Genomic DNA, 18,199 nt, shown 5'->3' with positions numbered 1-18,199 from the left:
CGAGCGGATCACCCACGTCGCCGTCCCGCCGAGCATGCTGGCGCAGCTGCCCGCCGGCGACCTGCCGGATCTGGTGCAGCTGGTGGTCGGCGGGGAGCCGACGGACCTGCGTCTGGTCGACCAGTGGGCCAGGGGCCGCCGGATGATGAACATGTACGGCCCGACCGAGGTCTGCTGCACGGCGACCGGTGGCCCGATGCGCGTCGGCGAGCCGGTGACCATCGGGGTGCCGATCGACAACGTGTCGGTGTACGTGCTCGACGACGACCTGCAGCCGGTCGTGCCGGGCACGGCAGGCGAGCTGTACGTCGCGGGCACTGGACTGGCCCGCGGCTACCTGAACCAGCCCGCGCTCACCTCGGCGCGGTTCCTGCCCTGTCCGTTCGGACCGCCGGGTGCGCGGATGTACCGTACCGGCGACCGGGTCCACCACCGCGACGACGGCACCCTGCGCTACCTGGGCCGCACCGACCACCAGGTGAAGATCCGCGGCCTGCGGGTGGAGCTCGGCGAGATCGAGGCCGCGCTCATCGCCGACCCGGTCGTGGCCAACGCCATCGTGATGGCCAGAGCGCTGCCCACCGGCGGGAAGCGCCTGGTCGGCTATGTGCTGACCGCGCGAGGAGAGCCGGTCAACCCGGACCGGTTGCGCCGACGGCTGCGGGACGTGCTGCCCGACTACATGGTGCCGGCGGCGATCGTCGTGCTCGACGCGTTCCCGTTGCAGCCCAACGGGAAGGTGGACCGCGAGGCCCTGCCGGACCCGGTCGTCCCACGGTCCTCGGCCGCCGCTCCCCCGGCGACCGGCGACCAGGCGACGCTGTGCCGGCTGTACGCCGAGGTGCTCGGGGTGGCCGAGATCGGCGTGCGGGACTCGTTCTTCGAGCGCGGTGGCGACAGCATCCTGGCACTGCGCCTGGTGTCGGTCGCGCGGGCGGCCGGCCTGGTGCTCACCTCCAGGCAGGTGTTCGAACACCCCACCGTGACCGAGCTCGCCGAGGTCGTCCGCCGCGACGAGCCGGACGGTATCGAGGCCCCCGACGACGGGGTCGGCTCGCTCCCCGCGCCGCCGATCGTCCGCTGGGCACGGGAACTGGGGCCGATCGACGCCTTCCACCAGGCGGTGTGCGTCCGGGTGCCGGCCGACGCGGGGCACGACCGGCTCGCGAAGGTCCTGCACCTGGTGATCGAACGCCACCCCGCGCTGCGGACCAGGCTCGTCGACGACCGCACGCTGTGCGTCGACCCACCCGCCGACCCGGCCTCCGAACTGCTCACCACCGTCGAGGTCGCCGGCCACCAGGACGTCGAGTCCGTCGTGGCCGAACAGCGCCGGCAGGCCGTGGCGGCGCTGCGGCCGGCGGAGGGCAGGCTGGTGCGGGCGGTGTGGCTGGACGCCGGCCCGGACGAGCCGGGGACGCTCCTGCTCGTGCTGCACCACCTCGCCGTGGACGGGGTGTCGTGGCGCATCCTGCTGACCGAACTGGCCCTGGCGTGGGGACTGGTCGCCGCGGACGAGCCGGTGCGCCGCGCCCCGACCGGGACGTCCCACCGGACCTGGGCGACCCAGCTCGCCTCGGCCGCGACCGAGCCGAGGTGGGTGGCGCAGCTCGGCTTCTGGCAGCGGACGCTGTCCACGACGGAACCCATGATCGGCGAGCGGGAAACGCGTCCGGAGACCGACACCTTCGCCACCGCGGCCACCACCGAGATCACCCTGCCCGCCGACGTCACCGAGACGCTCTTGACCGCCCTGCCGGAGCGGTACCGGGTGACCCACAACGACGTCCTGCTGACCGGCCTCGCCCTGGCCGTCAACCGGTGGCGGGACTCGGCGACCTCCACCGTGCTCGTCGACCTGGAGGGCCACGGCCGCCACGACGTCGGCCCGCCGGTGGCGCTGGAGAACACGGTCGGCTGGTTCACCAGCATCCACCCCGTCGCCGTCGACCCGGGCATCCCGGCATGGTCCGCGGTCCGCGACGGCGGGATCGAGCTCGGCGCGGCGCTGAAGCGGGTGAAGGAGCAGCTGCGGGCGGTGCCGGACAACGGGATCGGCTTCGGGCTGCTGCGCTACCTCAACGAGGACACCGCCTGCGAGCTTGCCCCGCTCGGCACGCCCCGCCTGGCGTTCAACTACCTCGGCCGGCTCGGCGTGCCGGCGGCGGCGGACTGGTCGCTCACCGGTGCGGACCCGTTCGCCGGGGCGGCCGACCCCGGGATGGCCATGCCGCACAGCGTCGAGCTCAACGCGATCGCCTACGACCGTCCACAGGGGACGGAGCTGGTGGTCAAGGCGATGTGGCCGTCCGGTGTCCTCACCGGGTCCGCCGTCACCGAGCTGCTCGACCTGCTGGCGCAGGCGCTGACCGGGCTCGCCAGGCACGCAGCGGGCCCCGGCGCCGGCGGCCTGACCCCGTCCGACGTCCCGCTGGTCAGCCTGGACCAGGAGGACATCGACGAGATCACCCTGCGCAGGCCGGACACCACCGACATCCTGCCGCTCACGCCGGTGCAGGAAGCCCTGCTGCTGAACCACCTGCTCACCGACGACACGATCGACGTCTACAACGAACAGATCCGGCTGACGCTCGACGGCGAGCTGGACGTCGACCGGCTGCGGGCCGCCCTCGCGAACGTGCTGCGGCGCCATCCCAACCTGGCTGCCGCCATCGAACACGACCTCGCGGCACCGGTCCAGGTCATCGGCGGCAGTCCGGTGGTGCCGTGGACCGAACACGATCTGTCCAGTGTCGACATCGCGGAACGCGACCTGCGCGCGGAAAGCCTCGCCGCCGCCGACCACGCGACCCGGTTCCGGCTGGACGAGCCGCCGCCGCTGCGCTGCCTGCTGCTGCGACTCGGCGACCGGCGGCACCAACTGGTGATCACCGCGCACCACATCGTGTGGGACGGCTGGTCGATGGCGATCGTCCTGCGTGAGCTGTTCGCCTGCTACCGGCACGGCGACGACCGGGACCTGCTGTCGGCGCCGCGCTACCGGACCTATCTGGAGTGGTTGGCCGGCCAGGACCGCGGCGCCGCCAGGCGCGCCTGGGCCGCCTACCTGGCAGGGCTGCCGGCACCGGCACCGGTCGTGCCGCACCTGCCGGCCCACGAGCACGCGGCCCAGGAGCTGCTGAGCATCTCGCTGCCGGAGGACCTCTCCACGCGCCTCACCGAGACGGCGAGGCATGCCGGTGTCACGCTCAACACGGTCGTCCAGCTGGTGTGGGCGACCCTGCTCAGCAGGCTCACCGGCCGCGACGACGTCGTGTTCGGCACCTCGGTCTCCGGCAGGCCCCCGGACCTGGCCGGAGTGCACGACATGGTGGGGCTGCTCACCAACACGGTTCCCGTGCGGGTGCGGCTGGACCGCTCGGCCTCGGTGGCCGCGGTGCTCGGCACGCTCACCCAGGAGCAGGTCGCCCTGCTGGGCCACCACCACCTCGGGCTCGACGAGATCCAGCGCCAGTCCGGCCACGAACGGGTCAGCCTGTTCGACACGACCGTGATGGTGCTCAACTACCCGTTCGACCCGGCCGAGTGGGACGCCGCACTCGGGGACCTGCGCGTGCTCGGCTACGAGCTCGGTGACGGCACGCCCTACCCGCTGCGGCTCGTGGTGGTGCCCGGCACGAACGTCCAGGTGCGGTTCGGGTACCGGCCGGACGTGATCGGCCTCGCCGAGGCCACCACTCTCCTCGACCGGGTCGTCGCCGCTTTCACCGCCGTCGCCACGGATCCGGACCAGACCGTTCACGACCTCATCGCAGCGACCTCGCCGGCGCAGGAGCCGCCCGTCGCCCCGACGAGCGGGCCCTGAAGGGAACAGCAATGACCAACAACGACGTGTTCACGGTGACCGACGAGGAACGAGACCTGATCGACGGCGTCGCGCGCCGGGTCGTCGGCGACCCGCCGGCGGCCATCGACGAGCGGCGGTGGGTCGACACCTGCCGGGCCGCCGCGGCCGAGTTGCCGGTCCGGGTGCGGCAGCGGTTGCGGGAGTTCAGCCACGACCCGGGCGACTCCGGTGCGCTGCTGGTCCGCAACCTGCCCGGCGGGGCCCGGCGGCCGACACCGACCGAGGCCGGGTCGGTCGAGCGGGTCGCGACCGTCGACGCCGCGGTGATCGGCATGCTCTCCATGCAGCTCGGCGAGCTGATCGCCTACCGCAACGAGAAGTCCGGCGCCCTGGTGCAGAACGTCGTCCCGGTGCCGGGCAAGGAGGAGCAGCAGAGCAACGCCGGCAGCACCCGCCTGGCGATGCACGTGGAGAACGCCTTCCACCCCCGCCGCCCCGACTACGTCGGACTCCTGTGCGTGCGCCAGGACCACGACCGCGTCGCCGGCCTGATGCTCTCGTGTGTCCGCAGGGTCGTCGACACCCTGCCGGAGGAGATCAGGGCGGTCCTCGCCGAGCCCCGGTTCGTCACCCAGGCACCGCCGTCGTTCGGGCAGGACGGCAGGGCACCACGGCACGCCGTGTTCACCGGTGAGCCGACCGACCCGGACGTCCAGGTGGACTTCCACGCCACCTCGGGCAACGACGACGAGGCGAAGAACGCGCTGGAGGTCCTGCACGAGGCGATCAGCGGCGCGGTGGAGACGCTCCTGCTCACGCCGGGCGACCTGGCACTGGTGGACAACCGGGTGACCCTGCACGGGCGCACCTTCTTCACCCCCCGGTACGACGGCCACGACCGGTGGCTGCACCGGACGTTCGTCCATCTCGACCACAGGCGTTCGCGCGCCATGCGCACCCGGACCGGTCACGTCCTCGCCTGAGTTCCTGAGCGACAGAGGAGAAACCCCATGACAGTTCAGGCAGAGGCACCGGCCATCCCGGATCTCGTCGCCGGCATGGCCGAGCGGAGGCCGGACGCGGTGGCGGTGGTCGACAGCGACGACTCACTGACCTACGCCGACCTAGACGCGCGAGCCAACCGGCTGGCGAACCTGCTGGTGGCCAACGGGATCGGCCCGGAAAGCGTGGTCGGCGTGTGCCTTCCCCGCTGCGTCAACCTGGTGGTCGCGTTGCTGGCGGTGTGGCGCGCCGGCGCCGCCTACCTCCCGGTCGACCCGGCGCACCCCGCCCGGCGGGTGACCGGGATGCTGCGGTCCGGCGGTGTGACGATCGTCCTCGCCCAGCGGGCGACCGACGTCCAGGACTCCACCCTGCGGACGGTCGTGCTCGACCGCGACCTCGCGGTCGCGAACGCCCACCCGGCGACCGCACCTGTTCTGTCCACTGTGGACATCATGAGCACGGCTGCCTACGTGCTGCACACCTCCGGCTCGACCGGCACCCCCAAGCCGGTGGTCGTGCACCACGCCGGGATCGCCAACCACGTCGGCTGGCGGGCGCGCACCCACGGTTTCGGGCCGGGCGACCGGATCCTGCACAAGACCGCGATCACCTTCGACGCGGCGGGCTGGGAGATCTTCGCGCCCCTCGTGAGCGGCGCGGCGGTGGTACTCGCGCCCCCGGGCGCGGAACGCGATCCGGCCACCCTGCTGCGGACGGTGGCCGAGCAGGAGATCACCGTGCTACAGGTGGTCCCGTCCGTCCTGCGGGCCATGGCCGACGAGCCCGGCTGGGCCGCCTGCCGGTCGTTGCGGCTGTTGTCCTCCGGCGGTGAGCAGCTGCACGCCGAGCTGGTGCACCGGATCCGGCGCCGGCTCTCCGACCCGGACACCGTCGAGGTGTGGAACACCTACGGCCCGACCGAGTGCTCGGTCGAGGTGGCCGCGCACCGGTTCGACCCGGCCCAGCTGTCCGGTCCGGTGCCGATCGGACGACCGGTCGCCGGCAGCCGGATCGCGGTCGTCGACGAGCACGGCGTGGCCGTGCCGGCCGGTGGCACCGGTGAGCTGCTGGCCGCCGGGGTCGGCGTCGGGCGCGGCTACCTCGGCCGAGCCGCCGACACCGCGGCACGTTTCGTGCCCGACCCGTCTGGTGAGCCGGGTGCCCGGGCGTACCGGACCGGCGACCTGGTCCGGACCACCGCCGACGGCCTGCTGGAGTACGTCGGACGGCTCGACCAGCAGCTCAAGGTGAACGGCGTGCGGATCGAGCCCGGCGAGGTGGAGGCCGCGCTGGCCGGACACCCGTCGGTCAACGGCGCCGCGGTCATCGGGTTCACGCCCGCCGACGGCGGCACCAGGCTGGCCGCCTACGTGCTGACCGAGGACGGCACGGTTCCGGCCGGTTTGCGTGAGTACCTCGCCGAACGGCTGCCGGCCACGCACCTGCCGGCCACGTTCACCGGCATGACGTCGTTCCCGAGCACCGGCAGCGGCAAGGTGGACCGGGCGGCGCTGCCGGCACCGGACCAGCGGACCGAGGACCGCGGCGACCTTTTGTCCCCGGCGGAACAGCTGGTCGCCCAGGTCTGGCGTGACCTGCTGAAGGTCGAGACCGTCGAGGCGGACGACGACTTCTTCGGACTGGGTGGATCCTCGTTGCAGCTCACCAGGCTGGCCAACCGGATGCGCAAGGCGAGCGGTTTGTCGATCGACCTGGGCACGCTGGTCTCCGCCACCCGGCTCGCCGACCAGGCCGCGCTCATCGACCAGGCGGCGGCCGACCAGGACCGGATCGAGCGGATCTCCCGCGACGAGGACCTGCCGCTGTCCTTCGGCCAACGCCGGATGTGGGTGCTCGACCGGATGCGGCCGCGCAGCAGGGAGTGGGTGTCCGCGTTGTTCGTGCGGATCCCCGACGGCACCGGCACCGAACAGATCCAGCAGGCGCTGAACCTGTTGCTCGCCAGGCACGAGGCCCTGCGCACCCGGTTCGTCCTGTCCGACGGGGAGCCGATCCAGGTGATCGAACCGGCGGGCGAGTACGAGCTGCGCACCGTGGAGCTGTCGGACGAGGAGTTCCCCGCCGAGCTGGACCGCGAGCTCGACCGCAGCTTCGACATCACCACCGGCCCGTTGACCAGGGCGCTGCTGCGGCGCGCCGCGGACCACCAGCTACTGGTGATCTCGGCACACCACATCGTGCTCGACGGCTGGTCCTCCGCCGTGCTGGAGCGCGAGTTCGGTGAGCTGCTCGCCGCGGTGCGGGCCGGTCGGGCGCCCTCGCTGCCGCCGCTCGAGCTGCAGTACGCCGACTTCGCCGTGTGGCAGCGGGGAAAGCTGGACGAGCAGCTGATCGACAAGGAGCTCCAGTACTGGCGGGCCACGCTCGAGGGTGCGACGCCGACGGCGGTCCGGCTCGACAAGCCGAGGCCGGCCATGCGTGATGGCCGGGGTGCGATCGTCGGCTTCACCGTGCCGGCCACCGTCGCCCGAGTGCTCGAGGACCACGGCAGGCGCAGCGGCGCCACCTCGTTCATGACGCTGCTCACCGCGTTCGGCACCCTGCTGGCCAGGTACGAGTCGGACTGGGACGTCGTGGTCGGCACCCCGGTCGCCGGCCGGAACCGACCGGAGCTGGAAGGCGTCGTCGGGTTCTTCCTCAACAACATCGTGCTGCGCTGCCGGCTCGATCCCGACGTCGGCTTCGCGACCGCGCTCGCCACCGTGCGGGACACCTGCCGTGCGGCCTTCGCCCACCAGGACCTGCCGTTCGACCGCCTGGTCGCGGAGCTGGCCCCGGAGCGGGACCTGTCCACCACCCCGCTCTACCAGGTGGCGTTCGACCTGCACGACGAGAAGCTCACCGCCTCGGCGGCCAACCCGGCGGACTGGGACACGTTGCTCGACGTCTCCAGGATCGCCAAGACCGACCTGACGCTCTACCTGCGGGCCGAGCCGGACGGCACCCTCGCCGGCGGCCTCGAGTACGCCACCTCGCTGTTCGAGAAGGCGACGATCGAGCGGATGGTCGCGCACTTCCTCGCGCTGCTCGACGCGGTCGCCGCCGACCCGGCCACGCCGCTGGCCGAGGTGGACTTCGTGCCGGCCGAGGAGCGGACGCTGCTCGAGACGGCCGCCACCGGCACCACTCTCGAGCCCTCCGAGCTCACCACGCTCGACCTGTTCGAGCGCCAGGTCGCCGCGACGCCGGACGCCGTCGCGCTGGTGTCGGGATCGACGAGGGTCACGTTCGCCGAGCTGGACGCGGCGGCGAACCAGGTCGCGCACCGGATCCGGGCCATGGGTGTCGGCGACGACGACGTGGTCGGCGTGCTGCTGGAGCGGGGACCGGGGTTGCTGACCTCGTTCCTCGGCGTGTGGAAGGCCGGTGGCGCCTACCTCCCGCTCGACCTGGACGCACCGGCGGAGCGGCTGGAGCTGGTGTGCTCCGATGCCGCGGCGTCGGTGGTGGTCACCACGACCGGTCTGGCCGACCGGCTGGCCGGCGGCGCGTCGGCCACGCTCCTGCTCGACGCACCGGACCCGGCGGCGCCGACCAGCCCGCCGGAGCGGACCGGCGACCCGGACCTGCTGGCCTACGTGATCTACACCTCCGGCTCGACGGGCAGGCCGAAGGGTGTGCAGATCCACCACCGAGGGCTGGTCAACCACCTGCGCTGGGCGGTCGCCGAGATGGCGGCGCGCGGTAGCGGCGGGGCCCCGGTGTTCTCCTCGGTCGCCTTCGACCTCGTGGTGCCGAACCTGTGGGCGCCGCTGCTCGCCGGGCAGCCGGTGCACCTGCTGCCGAGCGACATGGACCTCACCGAGCTCGGCCGCATGCTCAGCGACCGCGCGCCGTTCAGCTTCATCAAGCTGACGCCCGGCCATCTGGAGATCCTCTCCCAGCAACTCGCCCCCGGCTGGTTGGCCGACCTGGCCGGGGTGGTCATGGTCGCCGGTCAGGAGCTGCCGTCGGCGCTGGCGAACCAGTGGGTGGCGGCACTCGGCCCGGACCGGCTGATCAACGAGTACGGCCCGTCCGAGGCGACCGTCGGCACCTGCACCTATCTGCTCGGCTCGCCGGAGACCGGGGACACCGTGCCGATCGGCAAGCCGCTGCCCGGGGTCACCATGCGCGTGCTGGACAGCCTGCTGCGCCCGGTGCCCGTCGGGGTCGTCGGCGAGGTGTACGTCGGTGGCGCCGGCCTCGCCCGCGGGTACGCTGGCGCGCCGGCGATGACCGCGTCGCGGTTCCTGCCCGACCCGTTCGCCGCCGACGGCGCCCGGCTGTACCGGACCGGGGACCTGGCCAGAGTGCTGCCCTCCGGCGACGTCAGCTTCGTCGGCCGGATCGACGACCAGGTCAAGATCCGCGGCTACCGGGTGGAGCTCGGCGAGATCACCGCCGCGCTGCTCGACCACCCCTCGGTCCGCGACGCGGTGGTGCTCACCGACACCGGTGAGAACGCCGAGGTCAGACTGCTGGCGTTCGTGGTGGCGCAGCAGCGGAACGCGGACGGGCTCGCCGAGGAGGCCCTGGCCGCCTGCCACCGGCGGCTGCCGTCCTACATGGTGCCGGCCTCCTGCACCGTGGTCGAGCGGTTCCCGTTGAACGCCAACGGAAAGATCGACCGCGGGCAACTGGTCTCGTTGGCGGGCGGCGACGACCCCGTCCTGGACGCACCGAGCGGCCCGACCGAGGAGCGGATCGCGGAGATCTTCGCCTCGCTCCTCGGCCACCAGGTCGGCGTGCACAGCGACTTCTTCACCAGCGGCGGAAACTCGATCGTCGCGATCCGTCTGGTCGCGGCGATCCAGGACGCCTACGAGATCGATCTGCCGATCCGCGCCGTCTTCGAGGGTCCGACGGTGGCCGCGCTGGCCGGGGTGGTCGAGACCCGCATCCGTGCCGAGCTCGAGAAGTTGTCCGAGGCCGACCTCAGCGTCGGCCGACAGTGAAACCGGAGGGTCCGATGGACAAGTCAGACGACAACGAGCAGTACCGCGTCGTGCTCAACGACGAGGAGCAGTACTCGATCTGGTGGGCCGGCAGGGAGATCCCCGCCGGCTGGCGCCAGGAGGGCACCGAGGGCACCCGCGACGAGTGCCTCGCCCACATCGACAAGGTCTGGGTCGACATGCGCCCCAGGAGCCTGCGTGAGCGGATGGCCCAACTGGACGCCTAGTGATCCAGCTGGTCGGTGACAGGGCGCGGAGGAGTTCGGAGTCCACTCCCCACACGAGGAGACGTCGATGGCACAACATGTTCCTAAGAAGACACTGCGTGTCGTGGGGATCTACGCCCTGATGGTCGTGGTGCCGGTCCTGGTCAGCATCGTGCTGCTCACCGGCGGCACCGGTGCGGCGACCACGACCAGGGCGGAGACCGCCGGCGGCCATCCGCTGGCGCAGCTGCTGTTGTCGATCGCGATCGTGGTCGCCGCCTGCAAGGCCGGCGGGAGCCTGATGCGGCTGATGGGCCAGCCTCCGGTGATCGGCGAGATCGCGGCCGGCATCGTGCTCGGCCCGTCGGTGCTGGGCGCGTTGTGGCCGCAGGGTGCCGAGGCGCTGATCCCGGCGGGGATCCTGCCCCAGTTGAACGTGCTGGCGCAAGTCGGTGTGGTGCTGTTCGTGTTCCTCACCGGTCTGGAGCTGAAGACCAGCCTGATGCGCGGCCGCGGCCAGCTCGCCGTGGTGGTCAGCCACGTCAGCATCGCCGTCCCGTTCGTCCTGGGCGTCGCGGTGGCGGTGGCGGCCTATGCCGAGTTCGCGCCGAAGGGGGTGGGCTTCCTCGCCTTCGCGCTGTTCATGGGCGTGTCGATGAGCATCACCGCACTGCCGGTGTTGGTCAGGATTCTCAAGGACACCAACCTGTTCCGCACCGAGGCCGGGGTGGTCGCCCTGACCTGCGCGGTGGTCGACGACGTGTCGGCGTGGTGCCTGTTGGCCCTGGTGGTCGCCCTGGTCACCGCGTCGTCGTTGACCGGCGTGCTGCTGACGCTGGTCCTCACCGCGGCCTTCGTGGCGGTGCTGTTCTGGCTGCTGCGGCCGGTGCTGGTCAGGTTCCTCAACCGCACGGAGGAGGTGGCGCTGCGCCGCCTGGCTCCGCTGGCGCTGGTGGGTGTCCTCCTGTGCGCCATGGCCACGGACTGGATCGGCGTCCACGCGATGTTCGGCGCCTTCATCTTCGGCGTGGTGTTCCCCCGGGGGAACGCGGTGGAGAGCTGGCTGCTGGACAACACCGGCGGCCTCACCGCGGCGCTGCTGCTGCCGCTGTTCTTCGCCTTCAGCGGCCTCAGAACCGACATCGGCCTCCTGGCCGGCGACGCCACCCTGTGGCTCTGGTGCGGTGCGATCCTGGTGGTCGCGGTGGCGGGGAAACTGGGCAGCGCGGCACTGGCCGCCCGCAGCGTCGGTGAGCGATGGAGCCGGTCGCTGCAGATCGGCGCGTTGATGAACTGCCGGGGCCTGACCGAGCTGGTGGTCCTCAACGTCGGTCTGGACCTCGGCGTGCTCTCCCCCACCATGTTCACGATGCTCGTTCTCATGGCCCTCGTCTCGACGGCCATGACCGCCCCTCTGGCCGTCCGTCTGGACAAACGAGCTCGCGCCCAGGAGGAGGCCGAGGGCGAGGTCCGCGCCCTCAGCGACGCCTCCTGACCCGAGCGCCGGCGCCGCGTCACGAGCCGACCACGTCGGCTCGTGACGCGGCGTTTCGGCATGTCGGCGAGTAGCCGTTGGCAGCGGGCCGTCCGGAGGTCGGCGATCGAACGCTCGGCCGGCTCGGCGACCGTCTGGTGGGTTGAGGAGTTCCTTCACGGTCACCTTCGGACCGGCGCTCGGCAGGGCCCCGGACCGATCGCGGTCTCGGTTCGCTCTGGGCAGCGGGGTCGTCGTGCGGCCATCTCCTCCCCCGGCCCGAGGGGCCGGGAGATCAACCCGTCCGGAGGCGGGCCCGGACCACGCGGCGAGAAATGGAACACGCCCCGAGGTCCGCGGTCAGCGGGCCTCGGGGCGTGGGTCGTGGGGTCAGCTACCGACGTTGGCGACCGAACGCTCGGCCAGCATCCCGGCCAGCTCGGCGACCGTCTGGTGGGTGAAGAGCTCCTTCACGGTCACCTTCAGGCCGGCGTTCGTCAGGGCCCCGGTCAGGGTCACCGCTCGGATGGAGTCGCCGCCGAGGTCGACGAACGTCGTCCTGGCGCTGACCCGGGTGCCGAGGACCTCCGACCAGATCGAGGCCACCAGCTCCTCCGTCGGGCCCTCCGGGGCGACGAACTCGTCGGCCGCGCCGGCTCCCTCCGGCTCGGGCAGGGCGTCCCTGTCCAGTTTTCCGTTGCTGGTCAACGGGATTCGCTCCAGGAACACCAGCGAGGACGGCCACATGTAGTCCGGCAGGCGGTTGGTCAGCCACGTGCGCAGCTCGTCCAGGGTCACCGGCGAGGACACCAGGTAGGCCACCAGCTGCCGGTCGCCGTTCGCCTTGGTGTGCAACAGGACCCTGGCCTCGGTGATGGCCGGGTGCTCGGCGAGCACCGACTCGATCTCGCCCAGCTCCACCCGGTAGCCCCGGACCTTCACCTGTCCGTCCCGCCGGCCGATCAGGTCGACCGAACCGTCCGGCAGCACCCGGCCGAGGTCTCCGGTGCGGTACAGGCGCGAACCCGCCGGACCGTACGGGTTGGGCACGAACCGTTCCGCCGTCATCGCCGGGCGGTTGGCGTAGCCCCATGCCAGAGCTTCCCCGGCGACGCACACCTCGCCGACGGCACCCCTCGGCAGCAGCTCGAGCCGCGCGTCCAGGACGTACATCGAGGTGTTCGGGATCGGTCTGCCGATGGGCTCCACCGGCCGGTCGGAACCGCCGACGACCTGCACCGAGTTGCCGACGGTGGTCTCGGTCAGGCCGTACTCGTTGATCACCCGCCCGCCGTCGAGCAGGTCCACCCAGCGCTCGGCGAGCGGCCGGTGCAGTGCCTCGCCGCCGACGACCATGGTCCTCGCGATCGGCCGGTTCACCTGCTGGGCCAACACTTCCAGATGGCCGGGGGTGAGCTTGACGAAGCTGTACGGCGCCCCGGCGAGCAGCGCGGCACCCAGCTCGGACAGGTCGATGCCGTCGGGCAGCACGTGCACGGTCTGCCCGACCACCAACGGCCCGAACATCGCGGTCACCAACAGGTCGGCCTGCACGCCGGACAGCAGCGGAGCACCGCCGTCACCGGCCGCGAGGTAGTCGGCGACCGCCCAACTCAGGTAGTTCGCCAGCGTCCGGTGGCTGACCTGCACCCCCTTCGGCCGCCCGGTCGAACCCGACGTGTAGATCACGTACGCCACCGCGTCGGGTATGGCCGGCAGCGGTGCGGCCGCCTCGACCGGTGCGGTGCTGTCGACCACCACCCTCGGCCCGGCGAACGAGTCCGGGACCACGCCGAGGAACTCCGCCGGAACCAGGACACAACTCGCGCCGGAGTCCGCCAGCACGAACGCCGAACGATCCGACGGCGCGGTCGGCGCGAGCGGGACGTAGGCCCCACCGGCCTTCCAGGTCGCCAGCAACGACGTCAGCAGGTTCAGGTCCCGCCTGGCGATGACACCCGCGACCGATCCCGGCGTGAAACCGTTGGCACGCAAGCGGTTCGCCGCCAGCGTGGCGCGCTCGTCCAGCTCGGCGTAGGTAAGGGCCTCCTCCCCGCAGCGCACGGCCACCGCGTCCGGCGTCCTGGCCACCTGCTGCTCGAAGGCCGTCAGCGCGTGGGACACCGGGTCGGCGTTCCCCGCGGGCCTCGCGGGTTCGGTCGCCGCGGCGAGCAGCCACTGCCGGTGTTCGGCCGGCAGCAGGGCGGCCGAGGCGTCGCCGTCGAGGTCGTGCGCGATGCCCTCCAGCGCGAGCCGGAACGTCGTCGCGATCAGGTCGGCCTGCGCCGGCGAGACCCACCGGTGGTCCGCGGTCACCAGGACCAGGTCCACCCTGGTCGACACGGTGAGGCCGAAGTCCGTCGGGCTGTCGTCCAGGCCGGTCCGCTCGGCGACCAGGTCGGTGTCCACCTGGTTGAAGTCGTGGTAGTTGAACATCACGTCGATGATCCGCCGACGCCTGTCCGCCATCCGCACGATCTCCGGATAGGGGAAGTGCCGGTGCGGCCACATCTCCAGCTCGCGGTCGAAGGTGGCCAGCAGCAGGTCCCGCCAGGTGCCGCCCGGCCGGTGCGCGGCGAACGGCAGGGTGTTGAGGTACATGCCGTACACCGTGTCCGCGCCCAGCCGTTCCGGGCGGGCGTCGGTAATCAGTCCGAAGTGGAAGTTCTCCTCGTCGGTCAGCTGGGCGAGCACCTTGGTGAACGCGGAGATCATGATGCTCTTCATCGACACGCCGGTCTCGGCGGCCACCTCACGCAGCCGCGGCTTGAGGTCCCGCCAGTCCGTGATCGCCTGGTGCTTGGACCCGTCCGCCGCACGTTCGCCCCACTCCTCGGGCAGCGAGAACGGCGTGTGGTCGGTGGTGATGGCGCGCCAGTAGTCGCGGTGCTCCACCGACTCCAGCGCGGCCAGCTCCTCGGCGACGAAGTCGGCGAACCGGACCTCCGGCTTGTGGTAGGGCTCGGGCTCCTCGCCCCTGCGCAGCGAGCCGTAGACGGTGAGCAGCTCCATCACCATCGAGTGGTAGCCCCAGCCCTCCTGGACCGGGTGGCACTCGGTGATGGACAGCCAGTAGCCGTCGTGGTCGGTCGGGAAGCAGAAGAAGCGCATCAGGCCGGGCACGGTGAAGTCGAACAGGTTGGCCCGTTCGTAGGCGACATGGTCGGCCACGATCCGCTCGATCTCGTCGGTGTCCAGGCCACGCAGGTCACGCATCCCCACCGACATCTGGGCGTCGTCGTGGACGAGCTGCATCGGCACCGAGAACCCGGACAGGTGCAGCGACGTGCGCAGCACCTCGTGCCGGGCCGACAGCGACCTCGCCGAGCCGATCATCGCCTCCAGCGAGAACTCGGCCGGGTCCTTGATCCAGAACGTGGTGGTGCAGTGGTACGGGTGCTGGTCGTCGGCCAGCATCTCGAACAGCATGCCGGTCTGGTTCTGGGACAGCGGATAGGCGTCCTGGACACCGTCGGGCAAGGCGGCCCGGTCGGCGTCGCTGATCAGCGAGAACGGGGCGACCCCCGGCTTCTCGGCCACCTGCTCGCGGCCCCGGATCAGCTCGGCCAGCCTGGCGATCGTCGCGTGGCCGAACACGTCGGCCACGCTCAGGTCGTAGCCGGCGTGCCGTAGGGCGCCGACGAACGCCACCGCGCGGATCGAGTCCCCGCCGACGTCGAAGAACCCGTCGTGCACGCCGACCCGGTCCACCCGCAGCGCCTCGCCCCACGCCCGCGCGAGCCGCTCCTCCAGCTCGTCCCTCGGCGCGACGAAGTCGACCTCGGGTCCCGGCAGGTCCGGCAGCAGCGCTACGTCGAGCTTTCCGTTGGCTGTCAGCGGGATCCGGTCCAGTACGACGATCTTCGGCACCATGTGGTCCGGCAGCGACTCGGCGAGCCAGGACGCGATCTCCACGTGGTCGGCCCGCGCGCCGACCACGTAGGCGACCAGCTGCCGGTGGTCGCCGTCGGCACCGTCGCCACGCAGCGCGACCCGGCACTCGTCGACATCCCGGTGCCCGGTCAGGATTCCCTCGATCTCACCGAGCTCCACCCGGTAGCCGCGGATCTTGACCTGGTCGTCGGTGCGGCCGGCGAACTCGACGTTGCCGTCCGTGAGCACCCGGCCGAGGTCACCGGTGCGGTACAGCCGGGAACCGGGTGGCCCGTAGGGGTCCGGTACGAACTTCGCCGCGGTCTGCGCCGGACGCCCGAGGTAGCCGCGCGCCACCCCGGCCCCGCCGACACAGACCTCGCCGATCACGCCGACGGGCGTGGGTCGCAGCGCGTCGTCGAGGACGTACATGCTGGTGTGCGGGATCGGGAGCCCGATCGGCACGACGCCGCCGCGAGACCCGTCACCGGGGAGGTAGGTCGAGTTGCCGACGGTGATCTCGGTCGGGCCGTACTCGTTCACCACCCGGCCGCCGCCGAGCCAGTCGTTCCACTGCCGTGCCACATGGTCGAGCAGGATGTCGCCGCCGGTCACCACCGAGGCGGCCAGGCCGTCGATCTCCGCTGGGGTCAGCTGGTGCGACAGCAGCTCCAGGTGGCCGGGGGTGAGCTTGACGAACGCGAAGGGCTTGGCGGCGGCGAGCCGTGCACCGAGCACCGACATGTCCAGGTCCTGCGGGAACATCCGCACCGGCTGGCCGACCAGCAGCGGCGCGAACAGCGTCGGGACGACGACGTCCCCGGCGACCGTGGAGAACAGCGGCGCGCCGCCGGTGTGGTCGCCGATGTAGGTGTCGATCACCCAGTTCAGGTGGTTGACGAGCCCTCGGTGGGTCACCGAGACACCCTTGGGCGTGCCGGTCGAGCCGGACGTGTAGACGACGTAGGCGAGCGCGTCGAGGTCGACCACACCGGGCAGCGCGGGTTCGGCATCGCCGGCGACGGGCACCGGTGCCTGGTCCAGGACGAGCAGCTGACCGTCGAAGACCTTGGCGGCGGTGGCACACCGGTCGGTGTCGGCGTCGGTGACCAGGAGGTGCGCACCGCTGTCGGACAGCAGCGTGCCCCAGCGCAGCGGCGGCAGCTCCGGGCCGATCGGCAGGTACGCGGCTCCCACCCGCCAGGCGGCCAGCATCGAGGCCAGGAGGTCGACACCTCGGTCGAGCAGGATGCCTACGATGTCCTCCGGCCCGGTGGCGGCCGCCCGCAGGCGCTGGGCGATGTGCGTGACGCGCGCGCTCAGCTCGGCGAACGTGGTCTCGCCGTCGTCGGTGACCACCGCGACGGCGTCGGGCGTGCGCCGGACCTGACTGTCGAACCGCGCCAGCGCGTGCTCGGTGGCCGGCATGGGGTCGGCGGCGACGGTCAGCGACGCCAGCTCGGCGTCGTCGAGCATCCCCTGCTCCGACAGCGGCCGGTCGGGGTCCCCGACCAGGCCGGTGAGCAGCCGGGTCAGGTGGGCGGCCATCCGCTCGACCGTCGCGGCCTCGAACAGCTCGGTGGCGTAGATCAACCGGCCGCGCAGTCCGCCGTCGTCGGCGAACCCCACCTGGAGCTCGAGGTCACAGCGGGCCGCGCTGCCGCCGGTCTCGACGGGCTCGACCTCGATGCCGGCGATCGGCTCGCTCGCACCGGATCCGGTCTCGTGCCAGGAGAACACGGCCTGGTAGAGCGGGGTCCGGGACGGGTCGCGGTGGGGTTGCACGCCGTCCACCACCTGTGCGAACGGCAGCGCACTGTGGTCGAACGCGTCCAGCACGGTGCTCCGGACCTCGCCGAGCAGCTCGCTGAAGGTCAGCTCCGGCGCACACCGGGTGCGGAACACCAGCGTGTTGAGCCCGTTGCCGACGAGGTTCTGCAGCTCGGGTCTGGTCCGCACGGAGACCGGCGAGCCGACCGGCACGTCGGGGTTGCCGGTGTAGCGGGCGAGCAGCACCTGGAAGGCGGCCAGCAGCACGGCGAACGGCGTGGCACGCGCGGCACGGGCCAGCGCGAGGACCGCCCTGCCCGTCTCCTCGGGCAGGGTGAAGTCGACCTCGGCGCCGGCGTAGCCCCGCACCGGCGGCCGGGGGCGGTCGGTCGGCAGTTCCAGGTGGGGAACCCCGGCCAGTGCCTTCCGCCAGTAGGCGACCTGCCGCTGCGCGACCTCGGCGGTGAGCCGCTCGCGTTGCCACCCGGCGAAGTCGGCGTACTGGACCGCGAGCGGCGGCAGCTCGGCGGCGTCGCCGCCCGCGTAGGACGCCCACAGCTCGGCCAGGGCGATCCGGGAGGACCACGCATCACACGCGATGTGGTGGAACACCACCAGCAGCAGGTGTTCGGTGGCGGAGACCGCGATGAGCGTCGCCCGCGCCGGCCACTGCCGGTCGAGGTCGAACGGGATCGCCGTCTCGGCGGCGAGCAGCTCGGTCACCCGCCGCTCCCGGTGTTCCGGCGGCACGTCGTCGAGCACCACCGACGACATTCGGCCCCGTGCCGGGTCGTCGATGAGCTGACGTGGTTGACCCTCCTGGAGCACGTGCCGGGTGCGCAGGATCTCGTGCCGCTCGACGAGCGCGTCCCAGGCCGCGGACAGGGCCTCGCGGTCGAGCGCGCCGCGCACGCGCATGGCGATCGGCACCAGGTACTCGACGCTGTCCGGCGTGAGCTGGTTGAGGAACCACATCTGTTCCTGGCCGAAGGACATCGGCAGCGGGCCGCCGCGCTCGACCCTGGGGATCCCGCCCGACCCACCACCACGACGGCGCTGCAGCCAGGTCTCCACATCGGAGGTCTGAACCATGGGGCTCTCCATT

6 protein-coding genes are annotated in these 18,199 nt (G+C 72.0%); 5 read left to right on the top strand and 1 reads right to left on the bottom strand.

What is annotated here, in order from left to right; all coding sequences use genetic code 11:
* The 5 genes from VET29_RS10915 to VET29_RS10895 form a co-directional block, all read left to right on the top strand.
* Window positions 1-3,826: condensation domain-containing protein (locus tag VET29_RS10915; protein WP_324918623.1), on the top strand; the 3,826-nt coding region annotated here is incomplete at its 5' end.
* 11 nt (window positions 3,827-3,837) lie between these two features.
* Complete coding sequence (locus VET29_RS10910) at window positions 3,838-4,791, top strand: TauD/TfdA family dioxygenase (protein WP_324918620.1); 954 nt, start codon at window positions 3,838-3,840, stop codon at window positions 4,789-4,791.
* 27 nt (window positions 4,792-4,818) lie between these two features.
* A complete protein-coding gene (locus VET29_RS10905; protein WP_324918617.1) occupies window positions 4,819-9,771 on the top strand; it encodes a non-ribosomal peptide synthetase in 4,953 nt (1,650 codons plus the stop codon).
* A 14-nt stretch (window positions 9,772-9,785) separates the two neighbouring features.
* Window positions 9,786-9,998, top strand: coding sequence for an MbtH family protein (locus VET29_RS10900; protein ID WP_324918614.1), 213 nt, complete (start codon window positions 9,786-9,788; stop codon window positions 9,996-9,998).
* A gap of 67 nt (window positions 9,999-10,065) precedes the next feature.
* Entirely contained in the window at window positions 10,066-11,472 is a 1,407-nt protein-coding gene (locus VET29_RS10895) for a cation:proton antiporter (RefSeq protein WP_324918611.1), read from the top strand.
* A gap of 369 nt (window positions 11,473-11,841) precedes the next feature.
* Here VET29_RS10895 and VET29_RS10890 read toward each other — a convergent pair whose 3' ends face one another.
* Complete coding sequence (locus VET29_RS10890; RefSeq protein WP_324918608.1) at window positions 11,842-18,186, bottom strand: non-ribosomal peptide synthetase; 6,345 nt, start codon at window positions 18,184-18,186, stop codon at window positions 11,842-11,844.
* Between the last annotated feature and the right edge of the window lie 13 nt (window positions 18,187-18,199).

Source organism: Actinophytocola sp. (assembly GCF_035634895.1).
In the GTDB taxonomy this organism is placed as follows: domain Bacteria; phylum Actinomycetota; class Actinomycetes; order Mycobacteriales; family Pseudonocardiaceae; genus Actinophytocola.
The sequence above is the reverse complement of the archived record's forward strand: the minus strand, read 5'-3'. Positions and strand labels throughout refer to the sequence as shown.

Coding starts and splice junctions, on each gene's coding strand:
- VET29_RS10905 (WP_324918617.1), top strand. CDS start 4,819: ATGACAGTTCAGGCAGAGGCACCGGCCATCCCGGATCTCGTCGCCGGC.
- VET29_RS10910 (WP_324918620.1), top strand. CDS start 3,838: ATGACCAACAACGACGTGTTCACGGTGACCGACGAGGAACGAGACCTG.
- VET29_RS10895 (WP_324918611.1), top strand. CDS start 10,066: ATGGCACAACATGTTCCTAAGAAGACACTGCGTGTCGTGGGGATCTAC.
- VET29_RS10890 (WP_324918608.1), bottom strand. CDS start 18,186: ATGGTTCAGACCTCCGATGTGGAGACCTGGCTGCAGCGCCGTCGTGGT.
- VET29_RS10900 (WP_324918614.1), top strand. CDS start 9,786: ATGGACAAGTCAGACGACAACGAGCAGTACCGCGTCGTGCTCAACGAC.